General features: G+C 63.8%; 23 protein-coding genes and 1 tRNA gene. 10 read left to right on the forward strand and 14 right to left on the reverse strand.

The features are described from left to right. Positions 1–39: 39 nt before the first annotated feature. A complete protein-coding gene (locus CH268_RS05460) occupies positions 40–243 on the forward strand; it encodes a hypothetical protein (RefSeq protein WP_027497271.1) in 204 nt (67 codons plus the stop codon). Here CH268_RS05460 and CH268_RS05465 read toward each other — a convergent pair. Beyond that, a complete protein-coding gene (locus CH268_RS05465) occupies positions 219–710 on the reverse strand; it encodes an anthrone oxygenase family protein (protein ID WP_094662816.1) in 492 nt (163 codons plus the stop codon). The two genes, CH268_RS05460 and CH268_RS05465, sit on opposite strands and share 25 nt — an antisense overlap. Before the next feature lie 122 nt (positions 711–832). On the opposite strand from CH268_RS05465, the gene CH268_RS05470 reads away from it, so the two are divergent. Then, positions 833–1822 carry an AraC family transcriptional regulator gene (locus CH268_RS05470; protein WP_094662818.1) on the forward strand — a complete coding sequence of 330 codons (990 nt, stop codon included), beginning with the start codon at positions 833–835 and terminating at the stop codon, positions 1820–1822. On the opposite strand, the gene CH268_RS05475 is transcribed toward CH268_RS05470, so the two are convergent. From CH268_RS05475 to CH268_RS05480, 3 genes are all read right to left on the reverse strand, one after another. Continuing rightward, complete coding sequence (locus CH268_RS05475) at positions 1807–2538, reverse strand: AAA family ATPase (protein ID WP_048318705.1); 732 nt, start codon at positions 2536–2538, stop codon at positions 1807–1809. The genes CH268_RS05470 and CH268_RS05475 overlap by 16 nt on opposite strands. Before the next feature lie 3 nt (positions 2539–2541). Further along, positions 2542–2718 (reverse strand): hypothetical protein, encoded by a 177-nt coding sequence (locus CH268_RS27755; RefSeq protein WP_165430221.1) that lies wholly within the window; start codon positions 2716–2718, stop codon positions 2542–2544. A gap of 63 nt (positions 2719–2781) precedes the next feature. Further along, a tRNA-Leu gene (locus CH268_RS05480) sits at positions 2782–2858 on the reverse strand. A gap of 120 nt (positions 2859–2978) precedes the next feature. On the opposite strand from CH268_RS05480, the gene CH268_RS05485 reads away from it, so the two are divergent. Both CH268_RS05485 and CH268_RS05490 read left to right on the forward strand, forming a co-directional pair. Continuing rightward, positions 2979–3611: an ANTAR domain-containing response regulator gene (locus CH268_RS05485; RefSeq protein ID WP_094662820.1), complete on the forward strand. Its 633-nt coding sequence runs from the start codon at positions 2979–2981 to the stop codon at positions 3609–3611. 174 nt (positions 3612–3785) lie between these two features. Then, complete coding sequence (locus tag CH268_RS05490; RefSeq protein WP_032368064.1) at positions 3786–5120, forward strand: ABC transporter substrate-binding protein; 1335 nt, start codon at positions 3786–3788, stop codon at positions 5118–5120. A 151-nt stretch (positions 5121–5271) separates the two neighbouring features. On the opposite strand, the gene CH268_RS05495 is transcribed toward CH268_RS05490, so the two are convergent. From CH268_RS05495 to CH268_RS05510, 4 genes are read right to left on the reverse strand one after another with little or no spacing between them, the layout of a single operon-like run. Continuing rightward, a complete protein-coding gene (locus tag CH268_RS05495) occupies positions 5272–6075 on the reverse strand; it encodes an ABC transporter ATP-binding protein (protein WP_027497265.1) in 804 nt (267 codons plus the stop codon). Continuing rightward, complete coding sequence (locus CH268_RS05500; protein ID WP_027497264.1) at positions 6075–7169, reverse strand: ABC transporter ATP-binding protein; 1095 nt, start codon at positions 7167–7169, stop codon at positions 6075–6077. Before CH268_RS05500 ends, CH268_RS05495 begins: the two co-directional genes overlap by 1 nt. After that, positions 7162–8151, reverse strand: coding sequence for a branched-chain amino acid ABC transporter permease (locus CH268_RS05505; protein WP_027497263.1), 990 nt, complete (start codon positions 8149–8151; stop codon positions 7162–7164). Before CH268_RS05505 ends, CH268_RS05500 begins: the two co-directional genes overlap by 8 nt. Positions 8152–8158: 7 nt before the next feature. Beyond that, entirely contained in the window at positions 8159–9499 is a 1341-nt protein-coding gene (locus tag CH268_RS05510) for a branched-chain amino acid ABC transporter permease (RefSeq protein ID WP_051365155.1), read from the reverse strand. A gap of 259 nt (positions 9500–9758) precedes the next feature. Here CH268_RS05510 and polA point away from each other — a divergent pair, with 259 nt between their 5' ends. Further along, on the forward strand, positions 9759–12500 hold the full coding sequence (gene polA, locus CH268_RS05515; protein ID WP_094662822.1) for a DNA polymerase I: 2742 nt from the start codon (positions 9759–9761) through the stop codon (positions 12498–12500). Positions 12501–12578: 78 nt separating this feature from the next. Here the strand turns inward: polA and trxA are convergent, their stop codons facing one another. From trxA to CH268_RS05530, 3 genes are all read right to left on the reverse strand, one after another. Next, on the reverse strand, positions 12579–12950 hold the full coding sequence (trxA, locus tag CH268_RS05520) for a thioredoxin (RefSeq protein ID WP_027497260.1): 372 nt from the start codon (positions 12948–12950) through the stop codon (positions 12579–12581). A gap of 89 nt (positions 12951–13039) precedes the next feature. After that, positions 13040–14038, reverse strand: coding sequence for a helix-turn-helix domain-containing protein (locus tag CH268_RS05525; RefSeq protein ID WP_032365530.1), 999 nt, complete (start codon positions 14036–14038; stop codon positions 13040–13042). A gap of 210 nt (positions 14039–14248) precedes the next feature. Continuing rightward, positions 14249–14755 carry a 2'-5' RNA ligase family protein gene (locus CH268_RS05530; protein ID WP_027497258.1) on the reverse strand — a complete coding sequence of 169 codons (507 nt, stop codon included), beginning with the start codon at positions 14753–14755 and terminating at the stop codon, positions 14249–14251. A 9-nt stretch (positions 14756–14764) separates the two neighbouring features. Here CH268_RS05530 and CH268_RS05535 point away from each other — a divergent pair, with 9 nt between their 5' ends. Continuing rightward, positions 14765–15862 (forward strand): isocitrate/isopropylmalate dehydrogenase family protein, encoded by a 1098-nt coding sequence (locus CH268_RS05535; RefSeq protein ID WP_094662862.1) that lies wholly within the window; start codon positions 14765–14767, stop codon positions 15860–15862. Positions 15863–15874: 12 nt separating this feature from the next. Here the strand turns inward: CH268_RS05535 and CH268_RS05540 are convergent, their stop codons facing one another. Beyond that, entirely contained in the window at positions 15875–16702 is an 828-nt protein-coding gene (locus tag CH268_RS05540) for a class I SAM-dependent methyltransferase (RefSeq protein ID WP_032365528.1), read from the reverse strand. A 214-nt stretch (positions 16703–16916) separates the two neighbouring features. Between CH268_RS05540 and rpsA the strand changes: the two genes are divergently transcribed. Beyond that, positions 16917–18395: a 30S ribosomal protein S1 gene (rpsA, locus tag CH268_RS05545; RefSeq protein ID WP_027497255.1), complete on the forward strand. Its 1479-nt coding sequence runs from the start codon at positions 16917–16919 to the stop codon at positions 18393–18395. A 148-nt stretch (positions 18396–18543) separates the two neighbouring features. Here the strand turns inward: rpsA and CH268_RS05550 are convergent, their stop codons facing one another. Continuing rightward, positions 18544–18753, reverse strand: coding sequence for a hypothetical protein (locus CH268_RS05550; RefSeq protein WP_027497254.1), 210 nt, complete (start codon positions 18751–18753; stop codon positions 18544–18546). A gap of 129 nt (positions 18754–18882) precedes the next feature. On the opposite strand from CH268_RS05550, the gene coaE reads away from it, so the two are divergent. Further along, positions 18883–20100, forward strand: a complete 1218-nt coding sequence (coaE, locus tag CH268_RS05555) for a dephospho-CoA kinase (RefSeq protein ID WP_094662864.1) — start codon at positions 18883–18885, stop codon at positions 20098–20100. 16 nt (positions 20101–20116) lie between these two features. Here the strand turns inward: coaE and CH268_RS05560 are convergent, their stop codons facing one another. Further along, positions 20117–20662 (reverse strand): DUF402 domain-containing protein, encoded by a 546-nt coding sequence (locus CH268_RS05560; RefSeq protein ID WP_094621181.1) that lies wholly within the window; start codon positions 20660–20662, stop codon positions 20117–20119. Positions 20663–20740: 78 nt separating this feature from the next. Here CH268_RS05560 and uvrB point away from each other — a divergent pair, with 78 nt between their 5' ends. Both uvrB and CH268_RS05570 read left to right on the forward strand, forming a co-directional pair. Beyond that, positions 20741–22903, forward strand: a complete 2163-nt coding sequence (gene uvrB, locus CH268_RS05565) for an excinuclease ABC subunit UvrB (RefSeq protein ID WP_027497251.1) — start codon at positions 20741–20743, stop codon at positions 22901–22903. A gap of 64 nt (positions 22904–22967) precedes the next feature. Further along, on the forward strand, positions 22968–23834 hold the full coding sequence (locus CH268_RS05570; RefSeq protein ID WP_032365526.1) for an SCO6745 family protein: 867 nt from the start codon (positions 22968–22970) through the stop codon (positions 23832–23834). Positions 23835–23837: the final 3 nt, after the last annotated feature.

The raw sequence follows: 23837 nt of genomic DNA on the forward strand, positions 1-23837 counted from the left end.
CAGCGCGCGCAGGCACTCGGGTGGGACCACAATGGAGAGATGTTGGATCCACGCGTACTCGACAACAACGAACTCGAAGCCGAACTCGCCGCCTTGCGCAGAGGACGCGACGCCGCGATGGACGAAGGCGCGCGAGATGTGTCCACTGCCGATACCGATCATCTCATCGCTCGCTTCGAGGACGAGATTCGCAGGCGTCACCAGGACGGTGAGTCCGATCAGCCCAGCGCGGATCTGCCCTGACCGAGGATCAGCACGGCGCACGCCGCCGTCGACGAGATGATCCGGACGGTGTTCCACCGCGTCCAGTTCGACGTGAACGTCTGCCACATGTCGGCTCCCGACGGACCTACCGGATCGACCGCTGCCAGTGCATCGTTGAGTGGGACGTTGAACGCCACCGTGACCACGAAGCAGCCCACGACGTAGAGCGCTGCTCCCGCGCCGACCCAGGTCGATCGCCCACCCTCCGTGGTGATCGCGAGAACGGTTGCGAGAGAACAGGTCAACGCCGTACCGACGAACAGCGTCATGAACAGTGGGTTGAGGATCGCGGCGTTCGATCTCTGCATCGCGGCAATCGCGTCGGGCACCGGTAACGACGCCAGGCCAGGAAGAACACTGACCGAGAACGCGAGCATGACGCCCGCGACGAGGCCGCATCCCACTGCTGCGACCAGGGTGGCGATCGAGGAGATCTTGTCGATCATCGGTTTTCCTTCCCGGGGATTCGTCGTGCGCTTCCGACCTTTCCGCGTCGCGGGTGGATGGACAATGCGCGCAGGGCTCGAATTCATGTCCGATCGTCCCGGCCGTGGGGGACAATTGTCCGGTGCGTGGAGCCGACCCCTGGAAGTCACCCGATCCGCTCGGTGAGGCTTTGCATTTCCTCCGAATGACCGGGTCCTTCTACGTGCGTTCCGAGATGGGTGGCTCGTGGGGGCTGGCCCTGCCCGCGATGGACGACGCTGTGTGGTTCCACACCGTGGTCGACGGGTCGTGTGTGCTGTCGGTCCCCGGGGAGTCGACGCGTGAGCTCGTTCCCGGCGACTTCGCGTTGGTTCCCCACGGGCGTGGGCACGTATTGGCGGCCGACATCGAGTCTGTCGGCGACGCGACCAGCGTGTACGAGGTGCCACACGACTACGCCAGCGACCGGTACGCAGTGATCGCCCAGTGCGATGCGAGCGGACCCGACACCGTGTTGGTCTGCGGGGCCGTCCGGATGGATCATCCTGCGGCGCAGCAGCTTCTTCGGCTGCTACCGGCGGTGATCGTGATCGACGCAGACAGCGAACCACGGCGCGCACGTATGCAGAACATCCTCGCCATGGTGGCCGACGAGGCACGATCGCTCGAGCCCGGGGGAGAGGCAGTGATCACCAGGCTTTCCGACGTTCTGGTGATTCAGGCGTTGAGGTCATGGATTGCGGACACCCCGAGCGCGCAATCCGGTTGGCTGGGAGCGTTGCAGGACGAGCGCATCGGGGGCGCGCTGGCTAGCATTCATCGAAATCCCCACGAGCGGTGGACCGTTGCGGCCCTGGCGTCGAATGCACACATGTCACGTTCGGCGTTCTCGGCTCGATTCACCGCATTGGTCGGCGATTCGGTGATGAGTTACCTGGCGACGTGGCGGATGCAGGTCGCGTACGACACATTGCGGTCCGAGGACGTGGTGTTGGCCGAATTGGCCCGGCGCAGTGGCTATTTGTCGGAGGCAGCATTCGGCAAAGCGTTCAAACGGGCGATGGGAGTCTCTCCGGGGAGTGTGCGTCGTCGTCGGGACGTGGCGTTGGTGCCGGTTCAGTCGAGTAGATGACGGAGATACACGTTCGGATCGTCGAGATATCGCCGCCAGTGCTGGACCAATTCGAGTTCGTCCCAGGTGCTTCGGCGCAGACCGTGTTCACCCACTTCGACGATGTCCGCACCGGGTGTCGAAGCCAGGATCGGTGAATGCGTGGCACAGACGAGCTGTGCCCCCTCCTCGCCCAAGTGGGACATCAGCGCGACCAGGTTCAGGCACGCGGTGAACGACAGGGCCGACTCCGGTTCGTCCAGCACATAGAAGCCCGGTTCGGCCAACATCGCACCGAACATGGTGAGAAAGCCCTCACCGTGGCTCATTTCGGCGGTGTTCTCGTCCCAGAAGCCCGGCATGCCGCCGAGGTTCTCGGCCATGTCGAATGCAGTCTCGGCGCGCAGGAAGAATCCCCGCTTCTGCTCCCGCGGACCCCGCAGCATGCGCGCGCCTCGTGGCGTGGTCTCGAGTTCGAGCACCTCGCCGAGGACGCTCGTCACCTCGTCCAGTCGACGAGACTTCTGCGCTGCCCGACCCCCGCGGGCGTCGATGCCGAAACGCTCTGCGATCGCCTCGACGAGAGTCGACTTACCGGAACCGTTGTCGCCCACCAGAATTGTGACCGGTGCGAGAAACTCGAGTCCTTCGCGCGCGAGGTCGGCGACAGCGGGAACGGTGAAGGGCCACTCCGATCCCACATCGTCGGCGTGGACAAAGGCGCGCTCTACGAACATGATTCAGGCGGTGACCAGGCGGTCGACGTAACCGGTTTCGTGGGCGGAGTCGGCGCTGCAGGTGTAGTAGACCCACTGAGCGGACTGGTCCGCGGAATCTCCGAAACGGTGGTCGACCTTCTGCGCGCACAATTTGCCCGCGCTGGTGTCATGGCAACGAAGACTGCTGGGTATGTACATCACCCCACTGTAGGCGTGATCGGGAGTGGGCCCGACCGCTGCCGCGGCCGGTCGATCGTGCTGTGGTGCCCTCGGTGAGACTCGAACTCACACTGGACGGGTTTTGAATCCGTTTCCTCTGCCAATTGGGATACGAGGGCTGGCGTCTTTGAAGCAACGATTGACGAGTGTAGAAGATGCGCTTTCGGCCCCGTGCACCGGTACCCTTCAGTTGCTCGATGCCCCTGAGGGGCGACGACTGTCGAAGGAGACCGGTACAGATGAATGCTCCTGATACGCACGGTACTGGCAAGCCTGCGCTGCGGGTGGTGGTCGCGGAAGACGAATCCCTGATTCGTCTCGACCTGGTGGAGATGCTCCGCGAAGAGGGGTACGACGTGGTCGGTGAGGCCGCGGACGGTCAGCAGGCCGTGGAACTGGCTGTCGAACTTCGACCGGATCTGGTGATCATGGACGTGAAGATGCCGCGACGTGACGGCATCGACGCGGCCTCCGAGATCGCGGAGAAGCGGATCGCGCCGGTGGTGATTCTCACAGCGTTCAGTCAGCGAGAGCTCGTGGAGAAGGCGCGCGATGCGGGTGCGATGGCCTATCTGGTCAAACCGTTCACCAAGGCCGATCTGATGCCTGCAGTCGAGTTGGCCGCGAGCCGATTCGGCGAGATCTCTGCGCTCGAATCGGAGATCGCCGATCTTCGGGATCGACTCGAGACCCGCAAGTTGATCGAGAAGGCCAAGGGCGTCCTGATGGAGTCGCAATCGCTGACGGAACCGCAGGCGTTCAAGTGGATTCAGCGTGCCGCGATGGACCGACGCACGACGATGAAGGCGGTAGCCGAGGTCGTGATCGAAACACTCGGTACTCCGGCGAACAACCCTGTGGCAGAGAGCTGATCGGCCCGCGGAAAGCTACGGCCACGTAAAACTTCGACCTCTTAGGTCACAGTCAGGTCACGAGCGTCGTTCTAGGCCTTGCGAACCGGTTTCGAGCATTAGCGTCTGGTTCACACGTGAGCCACATGTAACTCAGGTGAGCTTCAACGACGAGCAATTTCAAGGAGAACCTAGATGGCAATTCGGACCTATGTCCGCACGGCTGCAGTGCTGAGCGTCACCTCGCTCGCACTGTTCGGCTGTTCGTCGAGCGACGACTCGGGCTCGACCGACTCCACCAGTGCCAGCGGCGGCACGTCGGCCGCGGAAACGACCGTCTCCACCGACTGCACACCTGAGCAGGCCACCGCCGGATCCACTCCCGACACGTCGCCGCTGGTGGTGGGAACCCTCCTTCCCGAGACCGGCACCCTGGCCTTCCTCGGACCACCCGAGGTCGCCGGTGTCCAGCTGGCCGTCAACGATGTCAACGGCGCGGGCGGCGTCCTCGACCAGCCCGTCACGCTCATCCCCGGTGACTCGGGCGACACCACCACCGACACCGCCAACACCACGGTCGACCGTCTGCTCGCCGGCGGCTCGAACGTCATCGTCGGTGCGGCGTCCTCCTCGGTGTCGCTCAAAGTCATCGACAAGATCGCCAGCGCGGGTGTCGTGCAGTTCTCGCCTGCCAACACCTCCGACCAGTTCGTCTGCTACCCGGACAAGGGCCAGTACTTCCGTACCGCGCCCACCGATGTGCTGCAGGCACAGGCACTCTCGCAGCTGATCGCCGAGGACGGCGCGCAGCGCGTGGCCATCCTGGCTCTCAACGACCCCTATGGAACGGGCCTGGCCAAGAACACCGCCGACAACCTCGAAGAGGCCGGCATCGCGGCAGACCAGATCCAGACCACGATCTACGACCCGAACGCACAGTCGTTCAACGCCGAGGTCGACGGCGTGAAGAACTTCAACCCGGATGCCGTCGCCATCATCGGCTTCGAGGAGTCCGCGAAGATCATCACCCGTATGCACGAGATCGGCATCGGACCGTCCGACGGCACGTTGGTCTACGGCGTCGACGGCAACATGGGCAACGCACTCGGTGAGTCGGTCGCTGCCGGCCTGCTCGACAAGATGCGCGGCACCACCCCGCTGACCGACGTCGGCACCGCGTTCCAGGACCGACTCAAGGGCGTGGATCCGGCATTGGTCGACTTCAACTACGCCGGTGAGTCCTACGACGCGGTCGTCATCTCGGCGCTGGCAGCCGAGCAGGCGAAGTCGACGGCAGGCACCGACATCGCTGCCAACATCAACAGCATCACCAAGGACGGCACGAAGTGCACGAGCTTCGCCGAGTGCCTCCCACTCGTCAAGGCCGGCACCGATATCGACTACGACGGAGTCACCGGCGCGCTGAACTTCAGTGACGCAGGCGAGCCCGCCACCGGTTCCTACGGCAACCTGGTCTTCGGACCGGACAACAAGCTGACGACGGACGGATACATCGTCGTCGGTGAGTGATCTGTAGCTGCTGCACAGCCTCCGGGCCCGAGTCCTGACATCAGGACTCGGGCCCGGAGTCGTTCGAATACACCGCGTTGGGTACCTATGGCGCAGGTACGAGAAAGCCCCGACTCGAACTATGTCGAGTCGGGGCTTCTTGTCGAGAGGGTCAGGCCTTCTTTTCTTTGCTTCCCGCGAGAGTGCCGAGGTAGAGCTCGATCACCTTGGGATCGTTCATCAACGCCGGCCCGGTATCGGTGTAGGCGTTGCGACCTTGATCGAGAACATAGCCGCGGTCGCAGATCTGCAGGCAGCGGCGGGCATTCTGCTCGACCATGATGATCGAGACGCCCGCCGCGTTGATCTTCTTGCAGCGGATGAAGACCTCGTCCTGGAACATCGGCGACAAGCCTGCCGACGGTTCGTCGAGCAGCAGCACCGACGGTTCCATCATCAGGGCCCGCCCCATCGCCACCATCTGGCGCTCACCGCCGGACAGTGCACCTGCCTTGACCTTCTTGCGTTCGCCGAGCAGTGGGAACAACTCGCTGACGAAGTCGAACCGCTCACCGAACTTCTTGGGCCGCAGATAGATTCCCATCTCGAGGTTTTCCTCGATCGTGAGCGATGGGAACACGTTCTGCGTCTGGGGCACGTATCCGACGCCCTTGGTCACCAGAACGTGCGCCTCGGCGGAGGTGATGTTGTCACCGCGCAGCTTCACACTGCCCTCGCGGACCGCCACGAGGCCGAACAACGTCTTGAGCAGAGTCGACTTACCGGCACCGTTGGGTCCGATGATGCCGACGATCTCACCGTCGTTCAGAAAGAAGTTGCACTCACTGAGGATGTTCACACCGGGGATGTACCCGGCAACCAGACCGTCGGCGCGCAGCAACGCTCCTTCGGCCAGACGCGCATGCTCGCCCGGCGTGGCCGCGAACTCGGCCGGCGTCAGAGTTTGTTCGCTCATCAGTTGTCCTCCTTGGCTCGGTGCGAGCCGCCCGCAGCAGTGTCGGTGGCTGCGGGGCTGACGAACTCCGGTTCCGAAAGATCGCCTCCTGCTTGCAGTTCCTCCACCTCGGCTTGCTTCAATGCCTCGGCCAGTTCGGCGGTGGCTCCGACGGGATTGCCGTCGGCGTCGAATTCGAGTGCTTGATCGTGATGGCTACCGAGATAGGCATCGACGACGGCACCGTTGTTGGAGAGCTCTTCCGGGGTGGACTCGGCGATGATGCTGCCCTGAGCCATTACCACCACCCAGTCGCTGATGTCGCGGATGACATCCATGTCGTGTTCGACGAACACCACTGTCATGCCGTCGTCGCGCAGCGATTTGATGTGGCCCAGAAGCGATTGCGTGAGAGCGGGATTGACTCCGGCCATCGGCTCGTCGAGCATGACGACCGACGGATCGGTCATCAACGCTCGCGCCATCTCCAGGAGTTTGCGCTGGCCACCCGACAACGAGCCGGCCAGATCGTCGGCCTTGGCGTCGAGTTTGAAGCGCCCCAGCAGTTCATAGGCGCGTTCGGTGATCTGACGCTCCTGTGCTTTCCACGTCCACGGCATGAACGTGTTGATCATGCGCTCGCCGCGTTGGCCCGTCGCCCCCAGTCGAACGTTGTCCAGCACAGTCAGTTTCGACAGTGCCTTCGTCAACTGGAAGGTGCGCACGACGCCTTTGCGTGCCACCTGATGTGGGTGCATCCGGCCGAGTTCCTGACCGTCCATCGACCACGTGCCGGTGTCGGGTCGGTCGAATCCGGTGAGCAGGTTGAACAGTGTGGTCTTACCCGCGCCGTTCGGTCCGATCAGACCGGTGATGCATCCGCGCTGGATCTCGAGGTGCGCCACGTCGACGGCCTTGAGGCCGCCGAAGGTACGCGAGACCCCGTCGACCACCAATGTCGCGTCGGGCTTGGCTGCCCCGGGCTCGTTGGCGACGCCGGCGAACAGACTGGCACGCTGATCGCTCGACAGTGCTTTGGCCGCACGTGCTTCGAGTGTGCTGGCTTTCTTGCTCGGTGTCGCATCTGCGGCGGCACCGGTGCTCGGGTCAGGCATTGAGTTGAACCTCTCGCTTGTTGCCGAGAATGCCCTGGGGTCTGAACACCATCAGCACGGCGATCAGAATTCCCAGGAGTACGAATCGGGTGGCACCGACCTGGGCACCGGTGAGGTTGAGCACCGGATCGTCGCCCGAGATCAGTTGCCGCAGAATCGCGTCGGGAATGGACAGCAGGAACCAGAACAGCATTGCGCCGATCACGGGGCCGAACACCGTTGCGGCACCACCGAGAATGAGAGCGCCGAACGCGAAGAACGTCTGCGCGGTCGAATAGAAGTCGGGGTTGATCGACTGCGTCTGCAGTGCGTTGAACACCCCGCCCATACCGCCGATCACGCCGCCGAGAACGAGTGCCTGCATCTTGTAGACGAACACGTTCTTACCCAGCGACCGGGCAGCGTCCTCGTCTTCACGAACCGCCTTGAGAACGCGACCCCACGGGCTGTGTGTCAGCAGGTATACGACCCCGCACAGCAGCAGTACCAACGTCCAGCCGACGAGCATGGCCCACAGGTCGTTACCCAGGAACCGAACGCCGATGAAGCTGTACGTCTTTCCACCCTCGAACGGACTGAGGTTGGTGAACGGAGCTGCGAATCCGGTGATGCCGTTGGTGGACTTGGTCACCGAATCGGTTGCCGTGGAGCGGAATACCAGTCGCAGGATTTCCGATGCGGCGATCGTCACGATGGCGAGATAATCCGCTCGCAATCGCAGGGTCGGAATGCCGAGCACCAGAGCCAGCAGGCCGGCCGCAGCGAGACCGACCAGAATGCCGAGCCACAGTGGCTGCTCATAGGTGATCGTGGTGATGCCGACGCCGTAGCCGCCGAGCAGGGCGAAGCCGATCTGGCCGAAGTTGAGCAGGCCGGCGTAGCCGAAGTGCAGGTTCAGGCCGATGGCGAGCAGTGCGTAGAAGATGGCCGACGGGCCGACCAGCTGAGCAAGAGAGATCTGAAGTGCGCCGATGATATCCATGTGCAGGTCACCCGATCCTTTGTCGCGAGCCGAGGATGCCCTGAGGACGGACGACGAGGATGAGAATCAAGACGAGCAACCCTCCGATGTATTTGAGGTCGGGATTGATGACCAACGTCGACCACTGCACGAGCAGACCCACGATGACGCAACCGAGGAATGCGCCGTAGGCCGTGCCGAGTCCTCCGAGCGTGATTCCGGCGAACATGAGCAGTAGGAGTTTGAAGCCCATCTCCCATTGCACGCGGCCGCCGAGTTCGGAGAGCCCGAACAGCACGCCGCCGAGGGCAGCCAGGCCGCCACCGAGGCACCACACGAACGTCACGACGCGCTCGACGTTGATACCCGACGAGGCAGCCAGATCACGGTTGTCGGCCACCGCACGCATGGCTTTACCGATCTTGGTGCGCTGCAACATCAGTGCGACGCCGATGAGGACGACGACGCTGATGACGATGCAGGCGAGGTTGACGTTGGTGATCGACAGTGGGCCCCAGTCGTTCTCGGTCTGAGCCTGGTAGTCGTCGAATGGCTCCGAGCGGTCGGAGAAGAAGATCAGGATGAGGTAGCGCAGCGCAATGGCGAGTCCGATCGTGACCACCAGCTGAGCGATCAGGCCGGTTCGACGTTTACGCAACGGCCGCCAGATCAGGGCGTTGTTGAGCCAGCCGATCGCGACTCCGACAATGATGGCCAGCACGGTGGCCGGGATCAGTTGTATCCCGAGGCTCACATTGAAGAACCACGCCGCGACGGCTCCGAGCGTCACGAGTTCGCCGTGTGCGAAGTTGGTCAAACCCGTCGTTCCGAAGATCAAGCTCAGACCGACCGCCGCGAGCGCGATGACCAGACCGAAGCGGAAGCCGTCGACCGTGGTGCGCACGAACTTCTCGTAGAACGGGGTGCTGGTCGCGGTCCTGGCCTCACCGAAGGAGAAGATGACGGTGTTCGAGCGACCGGCCTGCACGTCGCGCTCGACCTCGCCCTGCACGCTCACCCCGTCGGGGAGCGTTTCCTGGACCACCTGGAATGTATATGTGCCAGGCGACAATTCGAGAGTCCAGCGTCCGCCGGTCTCGCTGGTGGTGCGGGCCACTTCGCTGCCCGACGCGTCGAGCGCCGCAACATCGACACCTTCGAGGCGTTCTCCACCGTTGTTGAGCGATCCCGCGACGCTGACGGCGTCTGCGGGCGGTGCCTGTTCGGCACTGGTTCCCGGCGCCGCCGGGGGAGTGGGGGTAGGTTCCTGCGCCAACGCAGGCGCACTGAACAGCAGCGCCGCAATGGAACTCAGGATGGCGAGTAGAAGTGTTCGCTGGAAGACGCGAACTGCAGATCTTGCGCGCAACCTCGGTGGTTGCACCTTTCTGGTCCATCGAACATTTGGAGCCACGCACGTCCTCCGGACGGTTGTCGTTGAGTCACGGGATGGGGATTTACTGCAATTGTCGGACTCTATCCGTTGAAAGGACGCAAAATCGGCAACTGAGATTTCCGGAAAGTATCGGTTGTGTTTCGCGCTGCGGGAGATCGGTGCCGCCGCGATTGCGTCGCGGTGCCCGCATCCGGCTACGTGATGTCGGACCCGCTACCTAGACTGGTCAACCGTGAGCCCAGTAACCGACAAAAGTGCAGCACCCGCAGCCCGGACCGATGCGAAGTCAGCCGAAGAGCGTCCGACGCTGCTCCTCATCGACGGTCACTCGATGGCCTTCCGTGCCTTCTTCGCGTTGCCGGCGGACAATTTTAAGACCACGAGCGGTCAGTCCACCAATGCCGTGTACGGGTTCACCTCGATGCTGATCAACCTGTTGCGAGACGAGAAGCCGACGCACATCGCCGCCGCCTTCGACGTGTCACGGCAAACGTTCCGAGCCGAGCGGTTCCCCGAATACAAGGCGAACCGCAGCAAGACGCCGGACGAGTTCGCGGGCCAGGTGGACATCACCAAGGATGTGCTCGGTGCCATGGGCATTCCGGTGATGGCCGAGGCAGGATTCGAAGCCGACGACATCATCGCCACTCTGGTCACGCAGGCCGAGGCGCTGGGCTATCGCGTCCTCGTGGTCACCGGCGATCGTGACGCACTGCAGCTGGTCACCGACAACGTCACGGTGCTCTATCCCCGCAAGGGTGTCTCGGACCTGACGCGGTTCACCCCGGACGAGGTCGCCACCAAATACGGTCTGACGCCGTCGCAGTACCCGGACTTCGCAGCTCTGCGCGGAGATCCGAGCGACAACCTTCCCGGCATTCCCGGCGTCGGGGAGAAGACGGCGACCAAGTGGATCATCGAATACGGGTCGCTCACCGCCCTCGTCGACAATGTCGACAAGGTGAAGGGCAAGGTGGGCGACGCATTGCGGGCCAACCTGTCGAGTGTGGTGCTCAACCGCGAGCTCACCGAGATGGTGCGCGACGTGCCGTTGCCCTTCACACCCGATCAACTCGAGCTGGCCCCGTGGGATCGCGAGAAGATTCACGCGCTGTTCGACGATCTGGAGTTTCGCATCCTGCGGGATCGACTGTTCGAGACACTCGCCTCGGTCGAGCCCGAGGCAGAAGAAGGGTTCGACGTTCGGGGCGGCATCGTCGCGCCGGGGGAGTTGGCGGCGTGGCTGGACGAGCATGCGTCCGACGGTCGGCGTAGCGGGGTATCCATCCTCGGACCGCGCAGGCCGTACGACAGCGACGCGACCTCGGTGGCCATCGCGGCAGCAGACGGCGAGGGTGCCTTCGTCACCACGACGGCTCTCGACGAATCCGACGAACGCGCTCTGGCCGCGTGGTTCGCCGATGTGGATCGACCCAAAGCTCTGCACGAGGCGAAGTGGGCACTGCACGCTGTTCGTGGTCGGGGATGGACGCTCGGTGGGTTGACGACGGATACCGCGCTCGCGGCGTATCTCGTCCGGCCCGGTCAGCGGTCGTTCAACCTCGACGACTTGTCGCTGCGCTACCTCAAGCGCGAATTACGCGTCGAAGATGCCGGCGAGGGTCAGATGTCACTTCTCGACGCCGAGGACACCGCTGACGCGGCATTTGCCGAGGGCGAAATTCTCAAGGCGCGGGCGGTCATCGATCTGGCCGACGCCCTCGACGCGGAACTCGCGGCAATCGAGTCGACCACTCTGCTCTCGGAGATGGAACTGCCGCTGCTGACAGTGCTTGCCGATATCGAAGCCACGGGCATCGCAGTGGACGGCGATCACCTGCGCTCGCTGCAATCGGGTTTTGCTGCGCAGGTCGACGAGGCCGCGAATTCTGCGTACGGCGTGATCGACAAGCAGATTAATCTCGGATCGCCCAAACAGCTGCAGGTGGTGCTGTTCGAGGAACTCGACATGCCCAAGACCAAGAAGACCAAGACCGGGTACACCACCGACGCCGATGCTCTTCAGGGGCTGTTCGAGAAGACCGAGCATCCGTTCCTGAAGTTCCTGCTCGATCACCGTGATGCCACACGAATGAAGGTGACGGTGGACGGCCTGCTCAAGTCCGTCGCCGAGGACGGCCGCATTCACACCACGTTCAATCAGACCGTCGCGGCCACCGGACGACTGTCGTCGACGGAACCGAACCTGCAGAACATTCCGGTGCGGAACGAGGCGGGTCGCCACATCCGCGACGGCTTTGTGGTCGGTGCCGGCTACGACACCCTGCTCACCGCCGATTACAGCCAGATCGAGATGCGCATCATGGCGCACGTATCCGGTGACGAGGGGCTGATCGAAGCGTTCAACACCGGTGAGGACCTGCACAGCTTCGTCGGTTCGCGCGCGTTCGGCGTACCGATCGACGAGGTCACCCCGGAACTACGCCGTCGAGTCAAGGCCATGTCGTACGGCCTCGCCTACGGACTCAGCGCGTTCGGCCTCGCCGCGCAGTTGAAGATCTCCACCGACGAAGCCAAGCAGCAGATGGAGGCGTACTTCGCTCGCTTCGGCGGCGTGCGCGACTACCTGCGCAACGCGGTCGAGGAAGCCCGAAAGGTGGGCTACACCTCGACGCTGTACGGCCGTCGTCGTTACCTCCCAGATCTCAACAGCGACAATCGTCAGCGTCGCGAGGTCGCCGAGCGCGCGGCACTCAACGCTCCGATCCAGGGCACTGCCGCAGACATCATCAAGGTAGCGATGATCGACGTGCACAAGTCTCTGGCGGAGTCGACCTTGAAGTCGCGCATGCTGTTGCAGGTGCACGACGAACTGGTACTCGAGGTCGTCGACTCCGAGCGCGAGGAAGTCGAGGCGTTGGTGCGTGACAAGATGTCGTCGGCCATCGAATTGTCGGTGCCCCTCGAGGTGTCGGTCGGTACCGGTCGCAGCTGGGATGCCGCAGCTCACTGAGTCGGGGCCGGCTCATGCATGACGAAGGGCCGCTCACCGGATTCGGTGAGCGGCCCTTCGTTTTGTGCTGTGAGGGAACTACTCCGCTGCGGGTGCCTGCTCGGCGATCTGCTGACGGACGACGTCCATGTCGAGTGCCTTGATCTGGCCGACGAGGTCTTCGAGCGCCGGAGCGGGCAATGCGCCGGGCTGGGCGTAGACCAGGATGCCCTCGCGGAAGGCCATGATCGTCGGGATCGACTGGATCTGCGCTGCAGCGGCCAAGCCCTGTTCGGCTTCGGTGTCGACCTTGGCGTGCACGATGTCCGGGTGCGCGTCGGAAGACTTCTCGAACGTCGGCGCGAACTGGCGGCACGGACCGCACCAGGAGGCCCAGAAGTCGACCAACACCACGTCGTTGCTGGTGACGATCTCGTCGAAATTCTGCTGAGTCAAAGTCTGAGTGGCCACGCGTACCCTTTCGATTGATTGCGCTTCTTGTTCGTCTCAACGCAGAGGTTCTCCGGAATCTTCCCGGACCCACTCCTCTCCGTGGTCCGTCACACGGGTTGCGGCGCGGCCCGGAATGTTCGGCGGTACGAGTTGGGCGTCGTGCAGCGAAGTCTGACGAAATGCTGGCGCAGGGCTGCGGCATTGCCGAAACCGACGACTTCGGCGATCGAATCCATCGGCAGGTCGGAGTTCTCGAGGAGCTGCTGCGCAGCCAGTACGCGTTGGTCGTTGAGCCACCGCGCGGGCGTCGTGCCGGTCTCGGCGGCGAACTTGCGGGCGAATGTACGAGCCGACATGTTCACCCGCGCAGCCAGTCGGCCGATCGTGAGTTCCGAATCGAGGTTCTCGGTCATCCAATCGAGCAACGGTGCCAACGTTTCGGTTCGAATCGCCGGTAGTGGACTGGTGACGAACTGCGCCTGGCCGCCGTCACGGTGTGGCGGAACGACCATTCTGCGCGCGATTCCGTTGGCCACGACACTGCCTTGGTATTTGCGGACGATGTGCAGGCACAGGTCGATACCGGCCGCCGTGCCCGCACTGGTCAGTACATTCCCGTCGTCCACGTAGAGAACGTTCGGATCGACCTGGGCCAACGGGTATTTCGCGGCCAGGGAGGCCGAGTGTCGCCAATGGGTCGTACACCGCCTGCCGTCGAGCAGGCCCGCCGCGCCGAGTACGAACGCGCCGTTGCACAGGCTGGCGACCAGCGCGCCTCGGTCCACCGCCGCACGGAGTTTGTCGAGTAGTGGCTCGATCGAGGGGCTGTACTTACTGCCGCACACGTAGCTTCCGTCGTCGGCCGATTCGGTGCCGCCGGCCGGAACGATGATCAGATCGGCGCTGTCGAGCCGGTCGAGATCGTGGGGCACATCGATCGTGTAACCCACCCTGGTGCGAATCGTGTCGGGGACCCCGGCGATCAACGAGAAGTCGTAGGTGGGCAGTCCCTCGTCGGAGCGGTCGAATCCGAACACCTCGCAGGCCACGCCGAGCTCGAACTGCTCGGTCAACGGCAGCAGTACTGCGACCACCTTCTTCAGCATGACAGCAGTATGGCAGAAAATCGACGATACATGTCGTTACTGCCACTCGTGGTGGGTCGGCGCAGGTAGGACGCTGGTGGCATGACAATTGTACTGGTGGTTGTGTTGATGTTTCTCGCCCTCGATGCGTGGGTCGCTGTCGGCCGCACGCCGGATACACATGCGGAGGTGACCCAATTCGGAGACTTCCGGTTCTGACAGGCCTGGCGGTCAGCCGATGCGCCATTCGCACTTGTTGTCGCCGTCCCACCGACGCAAGGCAACGGCAGAGCCGATCAGGTCGTCCAGGTGCGGGCACAGCAGGCGCGTCGCGGCACCGGCTTCGTCGGGTGTCAACCGCCGGGCCAGCGTCACGTGCGGCGTCCAATGCCCGATGGCGACATTGTCGAACGAGCCCGGGCCTACGGCGGCATGCATCCGAGCATGCAGGTCGAGCAGTTCGACGCTCGGCACGACCAGACGGGCCAGGGTGGCGGTCCGGCCACCGAATACGACGAGGCCGCCGAGACGAACATCGAACGGGTCGAAACGCACGGCCGTACCGGAATCGACGGACGCGGGCATGGACGACGCCACCGAGACGGTGATGTGCGGACGATTCGACTCGCCCCGATGACGGTTCTGGCTCGGCAGGCCGGCATCGGAGAGTGCCGCCCACTCGCGGCGAACCGCAGTATCGAGCCCCGAGTCGAGGAGGAGTTCGGCGGACTGCACCATGTAGTCATGATGGCGCAGACGGACGGACGAGATGCACCGACTTTACGAATTGGGGCCATGACCGGCGACGGCATCGGTCACGAGATCGTCCCTGCGACGATCCGGGTGGTGGACGCAGCTCTGGCCGCAGTGCACGGTCCCGTCGTCGACTGGCAGCACTTGCCGCTGGGGTTGGGTGCTCTCGACGAGCACGGAACGCCGATGCCCGAGCACACGTTGAACGAGCTCGGCAGGCTCGAGGCGTGGATTCTCGGGCCTCACGACAGCGCGTCGTACCCTGAGCCGTTCCGATCTCAGCTGACTCCGGGCGGACGAATTCGCAAGCATTTCGATCTGTTCGCCAACATCCGTCCGGCCAAGGCGCTTCCTGGAGTGCGCGCGATGTCGCCGCAGATGGACCTGGTGGTGGTGCGGGAGAACACCGAGGGCTTCTACGCCGACCGCAACATGTTCGTCGGCAGTGGCGAGTTCATGCCCACGCCCGATGTAGCGCTCGCGGTGGGAGTGTTCACCCGTTCGGCGTGCGAACGCATCGCTCGTGAGGCCTTCTCGCTCGCAGACCGGCGGCGGAAGAAAGTGACGATCGTGCACAAGACCAACGTGCTGTCGTTGACGACGGGGTTGTTTCGCGATGCCTGCCGGTCCGTCGGCGAGGAGTTTCCGCAGGTAGACGTCACCGAAGAGCACGTGGACGCCCTCGCGGCGCATCTGGTTCGACGCGGTGAGGACTACGACGTCATCGTGGCCGAGAACATGTTCGGGGACATCCTCTCCGACCTGACCGGAGAGCTGTCCGGGTCACTCGGCACGGCACCGTCGATCAACTCTTCGCGTACCCAGGCCATGGCGCAGGCCTCCCATGGATCCGCCCCGGATATCGCAGGCAGGAATCGCGCCAACCCGACGGCACTGTTCCTGTCGGCCGCGATGCTGCTCGAGTGGCTCGCCGATCGGCACGAGGACGAACGGCTCGCCGCCGCAGCCGGCCGGATTCGGCACGCCGTGGACGACACCGTCGAATCCGGGGTCGCGACAGCAGACCTCGGCGGGCAGGCGTCGACCAGCGCCTTCACCGAGACCGTCGAAGCCAGGGTGCACCGGCGCTGATCGACTACGGACTCACCGCGGTTTTCGACTACTGAAGATCGCGGTGCCGGGAAACAGCTGGCCGCGCAGTGGGCTCCACTGACCCCACTCGCGGTCGAGCCACTCCGGCCAATCCGGTTCGACGATGTCGCGAACCTCGAGACCTGCGGCGACCAGCTCGCGCACGCGGTCACCGATCGTGCGGTGATGCTCGACGTAGTTGGGGGTCCCGTCGGCGTCGTACTCGACGTACGGGGTTCGATCGAAGTACGGAATCGTCGCGGTCAGGCCGCCCACCCCGGGATCGTCGGGGAACACCCAGCGCATCGGATGGTTGACCGCGAACACCCAGATGCCGCCCGGCCGCAGTACCCGCGCCACTTCCTTCATCACATTGGCGGAGTCCGCGACGAACGGAACCGCACCGAAGGCCGAGCACACGATGTCGAACCCCTCGTCGGCGAACGGTAGGGACTCGGCACTGGCCTGCACCAGCGGAACCGTCGACCCGCCCGCGGTCATCGCGTCGACGCCGCGCTGCAACATGCCCATCGAGATGTCGAGGCCGATGGCGCGCGCCCCCTGAGTCCCGAGCCAGCGGGCGCAGGGTGCGCTGCCGCAGCCCACCTCGAGAATGTCCTTGCCCGCGACGTCACCCAGCAGATGCACGTCGCCCTCGTGCAGTCCCTCCGGGCACCAGACGAACTCTCCGGATTCGGTCGACGCGCCCAGAAACGCGCCGTGCGTACGGTGATAGTTGTCGGCATCCGAATCCCACCAGGTTCGACTCGCGCGGTCGCTCGCGACCGAATCGATTCGGCCGCGGCCGGGGGTGGACGACGGTGCGGAAGGATCGGTCACACGCCGACTCTAACCGGGTTTGTGCTGGTACTGCGGCATCGCGTACCCTGATCAACGCGAGTGTGTCCATGCTGCGCCCAGGTCGGGTTCGCCCGGCGTCGACGCGTGCGGAGCCGGCAACGGATCCGCGGAAGATGCTCGTGCTGCACACGTTTCACAAGTCCGACCGAACATCCATCAACCGATACCCAACCCGTCCGGAGCAACTCAACACATGCCCTCAACCACAACCTCACCGCAGGTAGCCGTCAACGATATCGGCTCCGCAGAGGATTTTCTCGCCGCCATCGACGCCACGATCAAGTACTTCAACGATGGTGACATCGTCGAGGGCACCATCGTCAAGGTCGATCGTGACGAGGTTCTACTCGACATCGGTTACAAGACCGAAGGCGTCATCCCTTCCCGCGAGCTCTCCATCAAGCACGATGTCGACCCCAACGAGGTCGTCTCCGTGGGAGATGAGATCGAAGCACTCGTCCTCACCAAGGAGGACAAGGAAGGCCGTCTGATCCTGTCCAAGAAGCGAGCTCAGTACGAGCGCGCTTGGGGCACGATCGAGGAGCTCAAGGAGAAGGACGAGGCCGTCAAGGGCACCGTCATCGAGGTCGTCAAGGGTGGACTCATCCTCGACATCGGTCTCCGTGGCTTCCTCCCCGCCTCGCTCGTCGAGATGCGTCGCGTCCGCGACCTCCAGCCGTACGTCGGCAAGGAGATCGAGGCCAAGATCATCGAGCTCGACAAGAACCGCAACAACGTGGTCCTGTCGCGTCGCGCATGGCTCGAGCAGACCCAGTCCGAGGTCCGCAGCGAGTTCCTGCACCAGCTGCAGAAGGGCCAGGTCCGCAAGGGCGTCGTGTCCTCCATCGTCAACTTCGGTGCCTTCGTGGACCTGGGTGGCGTCGACGGCCTGGTGCACGTCTCCGAGCTGTCCTGGAAGCACATCGATCACCCGTCCGAGGTTGTCGAGGTCGGCACCGAGGTCACCGTCGAGGTTCTCGACGTCGACCTGGACCGCGAGCGTGTGTCGCTGTCGCTCAAGGCAACGCAGGAAGATCCGTGGCGCCAGTTCGCTCGCACCCACGCGATCGGCCAGATCGTGCCCGGCAAGGTCACCAAGCTCGTTCCGTTCGGTGCGTTCGTTCGCGTCGAAGAGGGCATCGAGGGCCTCGTGCACATCTCCGAGCTGGCCGAGCGTCACGTGGAGGTTCCGGACCAGGTCGTGGGTGTCGGCGACGACGCACTCGTCAAGGTCATCGACATCGATCTCGAGCGTCGCCGGATTTCGTTGAGCCTCAAGCAGGCCAACGAGGACTACGCAGAAGAGTTCGATCCGTCCAAGTACGGCATGGCCGACTCGTACGACGAGGGTGGCAACTACATCTTCCCCGAGGGCTTCGACTCCGAGACCAACGAATGGCTCGAAGGTTACGAGAAGCAGCGTGAAGAGTGGGAAGGTCGCTACGCCGAGGCCGAGCGTCGCCACAAGATGCACACCGCTCAGATGGAGAAGACGGCCAAGGACGAAGCTGCTGAAGCCGCCAACACCAACTACTCCTCCGAGTCGGGTCAGGCTCCCGCCGATGCAGAAGGCGATGCTCCCGCAGCGTCGGCTCCCGCCTCGACCGGTGGATCGCTGGCCAGCGATGCGCAGCTCGCTGCACTTCGCGAGAAGCTGTCGGGCAACGCCTGATAGAAGTAGTCCACCCGTGAGGGTGTGACCTCGGCCCCGGTTCTCCCTGTGAGAACCGGGGCTTTCTCGTTCGAATACGCAGGTGCAACGGGAACGACAATGGACCCGGTTCTGGTGAACCGGGTCCAAGGTTGAGGGGGAGTGCGAACTACGCGGCGGTGGCTGGACTCCACTGGCCGACGCTCGCCGTGCGCTTACGCATCGTGGCGAAGCTGTGGCGGGCAGGGGTCAGGAGGTTGGTGAACCAGTTACGCCGGTGGTCGGCCAGCGCCGAGGCAACTTCTGGAATGAGAATGCAGTGAACGCCTGCATCCATGCCGAGGCGGTGCCGACCCGGTTGGATCTGATTGCTTTGCATGGGTGTCCTTTTCGCTGGCGGTGGGTCGGCACATCGAGGTCGCGCTCGTCGAAGATAACCGACAGGCTTGCAAAACCGGTGCATTTGGGGCTGGTGGGCTTCGGCGTGTTCGAGTGTCAGACTGGACGCATGCTGAGACTGGGACTGACCGGCGGAATTGGTGCCGGCAAATCGACCGTGGCGAAAGTGCTGACCGAACTCGGGGGAGTGCTCGTCGACTCGGACGTACTTGCCCGCGAAGTGGTGGAGCCGGGAACGCCTGGGCTGCAACAACTGACGGACACCTTCGGTACCGAGATACTGGCACCCGACGGGTCACTCGATCGGCCGACCTTGGCCGCCAAGGCTTTCGGCGACGAGGAGTCGCGAAAGAAGCTCAATGCCATCGTGCATCCATTGGTCGGACAGCGCACTACCGAGATCATCGAGGGTGCGGCAGCGGATGCCGTGGTGGTGCAAGATATTCCACTTCTCGTCGAAGGCTCGATGGCTCCGTTCTTCCATCTGGTCGTCGTCGTCTGGGTCGACGCCGAGGAACGAGTACGTCGGCTGACCGGCCAACGACACATGCCCGAGGCCGATGCCCGCGCGCGCATCGCCGCGCAGGCGACCGACGATGCGCGCCGAGCTGCGGCAGATGTGTGGATAGACAACACGGGTGCGCCCGGCAGCGTCGACGATCAGGTACGAAACTTGTGGAACGAGCGCGTGATTCCCTTCGAGCGCAACCTCAGAGAGGGCATTGTCGCCCGGACGCATCCGGAACTGGTGACTGCAGACCCGGCCTGGGAATCCCAGGCGCGGCGAATGATCGCGCGCCTTGCTCTCGCGTGTGGGGACAAGGCTGTGCGGATCGACCACGTCGGATCGACGGCGGTACCCGGACTCGACGCCAAGGACGTGCTCGACATCCAGATCACGGTGCGCTCGCTTGCCGACGCAGATTCGGTCGGCGAACAGTTGCGCGTCGCCGGGTTCCCCGGAGTCGAGTCCAGTGACTTCGACGATCCGAAGCCCGCGTACGGAGTGGGTGGCGAGGCCGATCCGGCCGTGTGGGGCAAGCGTTTTCACGGCAACGCAGACCCCGGCCGACCGGCCAACGTTCATGTTCGAGTCGACGGTTGGCCGAACCAGACGTTCGCCCTGGTGTTCCGTGACTGGCTCCGGGCGGACGCGGCTGTCGCGACGGAATACGCCGCGATCAAGCGGCGTGCGTCCGAAGCCGCCGCCGGAATCACCGACTACCGCTCGGCGATCGAGGCATACGAGAACGCGAAGGCACCGTGGTTCGACGTGGCGTATCGGCGGGCGTGGCAGTGGGCGGAGGAGACGAACTGGACTGCCTGAGGCAGAGCTGCGCGGTTCAGGCCGGTTTGCCGTTCCATTCCGTCGGCATTCCGATCGACGCGAGCCAGGCGTTCAGGTCGTAATCGTGCCGCGTCAGTCCTTCGATGGCCGCGATCGATCGGGACAGCGCCCGCTCGGCCGTCGGGGTGTCCAGATGCTGCGCCACGCGCGCGTCGAACAGCTCGTCGACGTCCAGCAGGTCGTAGTCGCGGCCGGTGCGAACACTGAGGTCGAGATAGTGATCGACCGAGGTCCATCGGCTGGCCCCGGCCGTGTACTCGCCGATGTCGACGTAGTAGTCCTGGTCTCTGGCGTGCGCGGGCAGGTAATGGAACACCGAGGCCCGGAGCCCGAGAGCAGGCAGTAGCCAGGACTCCAGGTAGTCGAAGTGGGCATGGTCGGAAGGACGGGCCATGTACAGCCCCCACGGCTCGACGCGGTATTCGTCGACCACGCGAACGAACCCTTTGGGGTCGACGTTGGTCTTCGCGACCAGGTCGAACGTTTCGTGTTTCGGGGCATGAACGACGGTGTGCGCACCGGCTGACGTGTGAGCGACCATGCCTGTAGAAGCTACCGGGAACAGACCTCCTGGGTCTCTCCGACGGAACTTGTCGGTGGTCGCGTCTACGCTTGTGTAATGGCGTTTGCATCCGAACATCCCGTTGTCGCGCACTCCGAACACCGTCCGGTGGGAGCGATCGAGCGCACCGGACCGGCGTTCGAGGTCGTCAGCGAACACGTTCCGGCCGGTGATCAGCCGACCGCCATCGCCGAACTCGAACGTCGGATCAAGGCGGACGAGAAGGACGTCGTGCTTCTCGGTGCCACCGGTACCGGTAAGTCGGCCACCACCGCCTGGCTGATCGAGAAACTGCAGCGCCCCACCCTGGTGATGGCACCGAACAAGACTCTCGCAGCGCAGTTGGCGAACGAGCTGCGAGACATGTTGCCCAACAACGCAGTCGAGTACTTCGTGTCGTACTACGACTACTACCAGCCCGAGGCGTACATCGCGCAGACCGATACTTATATCGAAAAGGACTCGTCCATCAACGACGACGTCGAGCGTCTGCGGCACTCGGCGACGGCATCCCTGCTCTCTCGCCGAGACGTGGTCGTGGTGGCGTCGGTGTCGTGCATCTACGGTCTCGGTACCCCGCAGTCGTACGTCGATCGGTCGATCGAGCTCGAGGTCAACGTCGAGGTCCAGCGTGATGCGCTGCTCCGGCTTCTGGTCGACGTGCAGTACACGCGCAACGACATGGCGTTCACCCGCGGATCGTTCCGAGTCCGCGGCGATACCGTGGAGATCATTCCGTCGTACGAGGAGCTCGCTATTCGCATCGAGTTCTTCGGTGACGAGATCGAGGCGCTGTACTACCTGCATCCGCTGACGGGCGACATCGTTCGCCAAGTCGATTCGGTACGCATCTTCCCGGCCACCCATTACGTCGCCGGACCGGAGCGCATGGAACGGGCGGTCAAGGACATCGAGGCCGAGCTCGAGGCGCGGCTGGCGGAACTCGAAGGCAAGGGAAAGCTGCTCGAGGCGCAGCGGCTTCGGATGCGCACGCAATACGACCTGGAAATGATCAAGCAGGTCGGCTTCTGCTCCGGCATCGAGAACTACTCGCGGCACATAGACGGTCGCGGGGCCGGCACCGCACCCGCGACCCTGATCGACTACTTCCCCGAGGACTTCCTACTCGTCATCGACGAATCCCACGTCACCGTCCCACAGATCGGCGCGATGTACGAGGGCGACATGTCGCGCAAGCGGAACCTGGTCGATTTCGGGTTCCGGTTGCCGTCTGCGACGGACAACCGGCCGCTGACGTGGGAAGAGTTCACACAGAGGATCGGCCAGACCGTCTACCTGTCCGCTACTCCCGGCAAGTACGAACTGGGGCAGACCGGCGGCGAATTCGTCGAGCAGGTCATCCGTCCTACCGGCCTCGTCGATCCGAAGGTCGTCATCAAACCGACCAAGGGGCAGATCGACGACCTCGTGCACCAAATTCGCGAGCGTGCCGAGAAGGACGAACGAGTTCTCGTCACCACTTTGACCAAGAAGATGTCGGAGGACCTGACCGACTATCTGCTCGAGCTGGGCATCCGCGTCCGGTACCTGCACTCCGACATCGATACCTTGCGCCGAGTCGAGCTGCTGCGGCAGCTTCGGCTGGGTGAGTACGACGTCCTGGTCGGCATCAACCTCCTCCGGGAGGGCCTCGACCTTCCCGAGGTGTCATTGGTCGCCATTCTCGACGCGGACAAGGAGGGATTCCTCCGCAGCGGCACCAGCCTCATTCAGACGATCGGCCGCGCCGCTCGAAACGTGTCCGGTGAAGTGCACATGTACGCCGACAAGATGACCGACTCCATGACGTACGCGATCGAGGAGACCGAACGTCGGCGCGAGAAGCAGATCGCCTACAACAAGGAGCGGGGAGTCGATCCGCAACCGCTGCGCAAGAAGATCGCCGACATTCTCGATCAGGTGTATCAGGAAGCAGAGGACACCGACACGGCCGTCGAAGTGGGTGGCTCGGGTCGGAACGCCAGCCGTGGTCGGCGAGCGCAGGGCGAAGCAGGCAGGTCGGTCAGCTCCGGCGTGTACGAGGGGCAGGATGTCTCGTCGATGCCGCGCGCCGAGTTGGCGGACCTGATCAAGAACATGACCGATCAGATGATGAACGCTGCCCGCGAGTTGAAGTTCGAGCTGGCCGGTCGACTGCGCGACGAGATCCAGGACCTGAAGAAGGAGCTCCGCGGCATGGACGCGGCCGGCCTCAAGTAGGTCGCGCGGGTGGTGCGAGTCGAGCCTGCGGAACGATCCGAAATGGTTCGGTTACGGTTCAGTGATGGACGCAACCACCGCCGGCCGCACCTCTCGTGCACTCGAACTGATCCACTCGATGACCTACTTCCTGCCGGAAACGCAGGACGCTCTCGTTGCTGCTGGGTTACCGCCACGGGCCTGCTATTTCGCCGGTCGTGCAGCACCTCTCGGGCCGGTCGGTGCAGGTGTCGTGACAGCCACGTTCTACAACTTCAACCGCGATCTGATCAGCCCGCTGATTCCGGCAGCCTGGGCCATCGCCTCTCCCGACGAGATCATGGCAATCCGTTACGCCACACTCGACACCGCATTCGAGCGTCTGTTGGGCTCCGAGACGTTGGCGTCCCCGGATATGGCCGAAGCTGCCGACCTCGCATCGATCGCTGCGCGTGGAATCCCAGGAGACGACGGTCGGCCGCTGTACGCCGCCTACGCCGAACTCGACTGGCCGCAAGCGCCGCACCTCGTGTTGTGGCACGCTCTCACCCTGATCCGCGAATACCGCGGCGACGGCCACATTGCCGCGCTGCAGACGGCGGGGTTGAACGGCCTGGACGCGCTGATCACCCACACCGCCACCGGGTACGGCTTCGAGAAGGAATTCGCGCGCAAGCGTCGTGGATGGTCGACCGAGCAGTGGAACGGAGCCGTGGCGTCCTTGGCCGATCGTGAATTGTTGACGGCCGACGGCGCTTTGACTCAGGACGGGAAAGATCTCCGCACGTTGGTCGAGGACATCACCAACGACCTCGCCGTCGCGCCGTGGGCCGCCCTCGGCGAGGACGGTGCAGCTCGGCTGGTTTCGCTCGCGACGCCATGGCGTGAGTCGATCGTCGGCCAGGGCACCATTCCCGAGGGCGTCTTCGGGCCAGCGATCAAAAAGAAGTAGGCC

This window comes from Rhodococcus sp. 06-1460-1B, assembly GCF_002258475.1.
GTDB lineage: Bacteria > Actinomycetota > Actinomycetes > Mycobacteriales > Mycobacteriaceae > Rhodococcoides > Rhodococcoides fascians.

Coding starts and splice junctions, on each gene's coding strand:
- CH268_RS27755 (WP_165430221.1), bottom strand. CDS start 2,718: ATGTACATACCCAGCAGTCTTCGTTGCCATGACACCAGCGCGGGCAAA.
- CH268_RS05505 (WP_027497263.1), bottom strand. CDS start 8,151: ATGGATATCATCGGCGCACTTCAGATCTCTCTTGCTCAGCTGGTCGGC.
- uvrB (WP_027497251.1), top strand. CDS start 20,741: ATGGCGTTTGCATCCGAACATCCCGTTGTCGCGCACTCCGAACACCGT.
- CH268_RS05495 (WP_027497265.1), bottom strand. CDS start 6,075: ATGAGCGAACAAACTCTGACGCCGGCCGAGTTCGCGGCCACGCCGGGC.
- CH268_RS05490 (WP_032368064.1), top strand. CDS start 3,786: ATGGCAATTCGGACCTATGTCCGCACGGCTGCAGTGCTGAGCGTCACC.
- rpsA (WP_027497255.1), top strand. CDS start 16,917: ATGCCCTCAACCACAACCTCACCGCAGGTAGCCGTCAACGATATCGGC.
- coaE (WP_094662864.1), top strand. CDS start 18,883: ATGCTGAGACTGGGACTGACCGGCGGAATTGGTGCCGGCAAATCGACC.
- CH268_RS05535 (WP_094662862.1), top strand. CDS start 14,765: ATGGCGCAGACGGACGGACGAGATGCACCGACTTTACGAATTGGGGCC.
- CH268_RS05465 (WP_094662816.1), bottom strand. CDS start 710: ATGATCGACAAGATCTCCTCGATCGCCACCCTGGTCGCAGCAGTGGGA.
- CH268_RS05500 (WP_027497264.1), bottom strand. CDS start 7,169: ATGCCTGACCCGAGCACCGGTGCCGCCGCAGATGCGACACCGAGCAAG.
- CH268_RS05475 (WP_048318705.1), bottom strand. CDS start 2,538: ATGTTCGTAGAGCGCGCCTTTGTCCACGCCGACGATGTGGGATCGGAG.
- CH268_RS05550 (WP_027497254.1), bottom strand. CDS start 18,753: ATGCAAAGCAATCAGATCCAACCGGGTCGGCACCGCCTCGGCATGGAT.
- CH268_RS05560 (WP_094621181.1), bottom strand. CDS start 20,662: ATGGTCGCTCACACGTCAGCCGGTGCGCACACCGTCGTTCATGCCCCG.
- CH268_RS05525 (WP_032365530.1), bottom strand. CDS start 14,038: ATGCTGAAGAAGGTGGTCGCAGTACTGCTGCCGTTGACCGAGCAGTTC.
- CH268_RS05570 (WP_032365526.1), top strand. CDS start 22,968: ATGGACGCAACCACCGCCGGCCGCACCTCTCGTGCACTCGAACTGATC.
- CH268_RS05460 (WP_027497271.1), top strand. CDS start 40: ATGTTGGATCCACGCGTACTCGACAACAACGAACTCGAAGCCGAACTC.
- CH268_RS05530 (WP_027497258.1), bottom strand. CDS start 14,755: ATGGTGCAGTCCGCCGAACTCCTCCTCGACTCGGGGCTCGATACTGCG.
- CH268_RS05485 (WP_094662820.1), top strand. CDS start 2,979: ATGAATGCTCCTGATACGCACGGTACTGGCAAGCCTGCGCTGCGGGTG.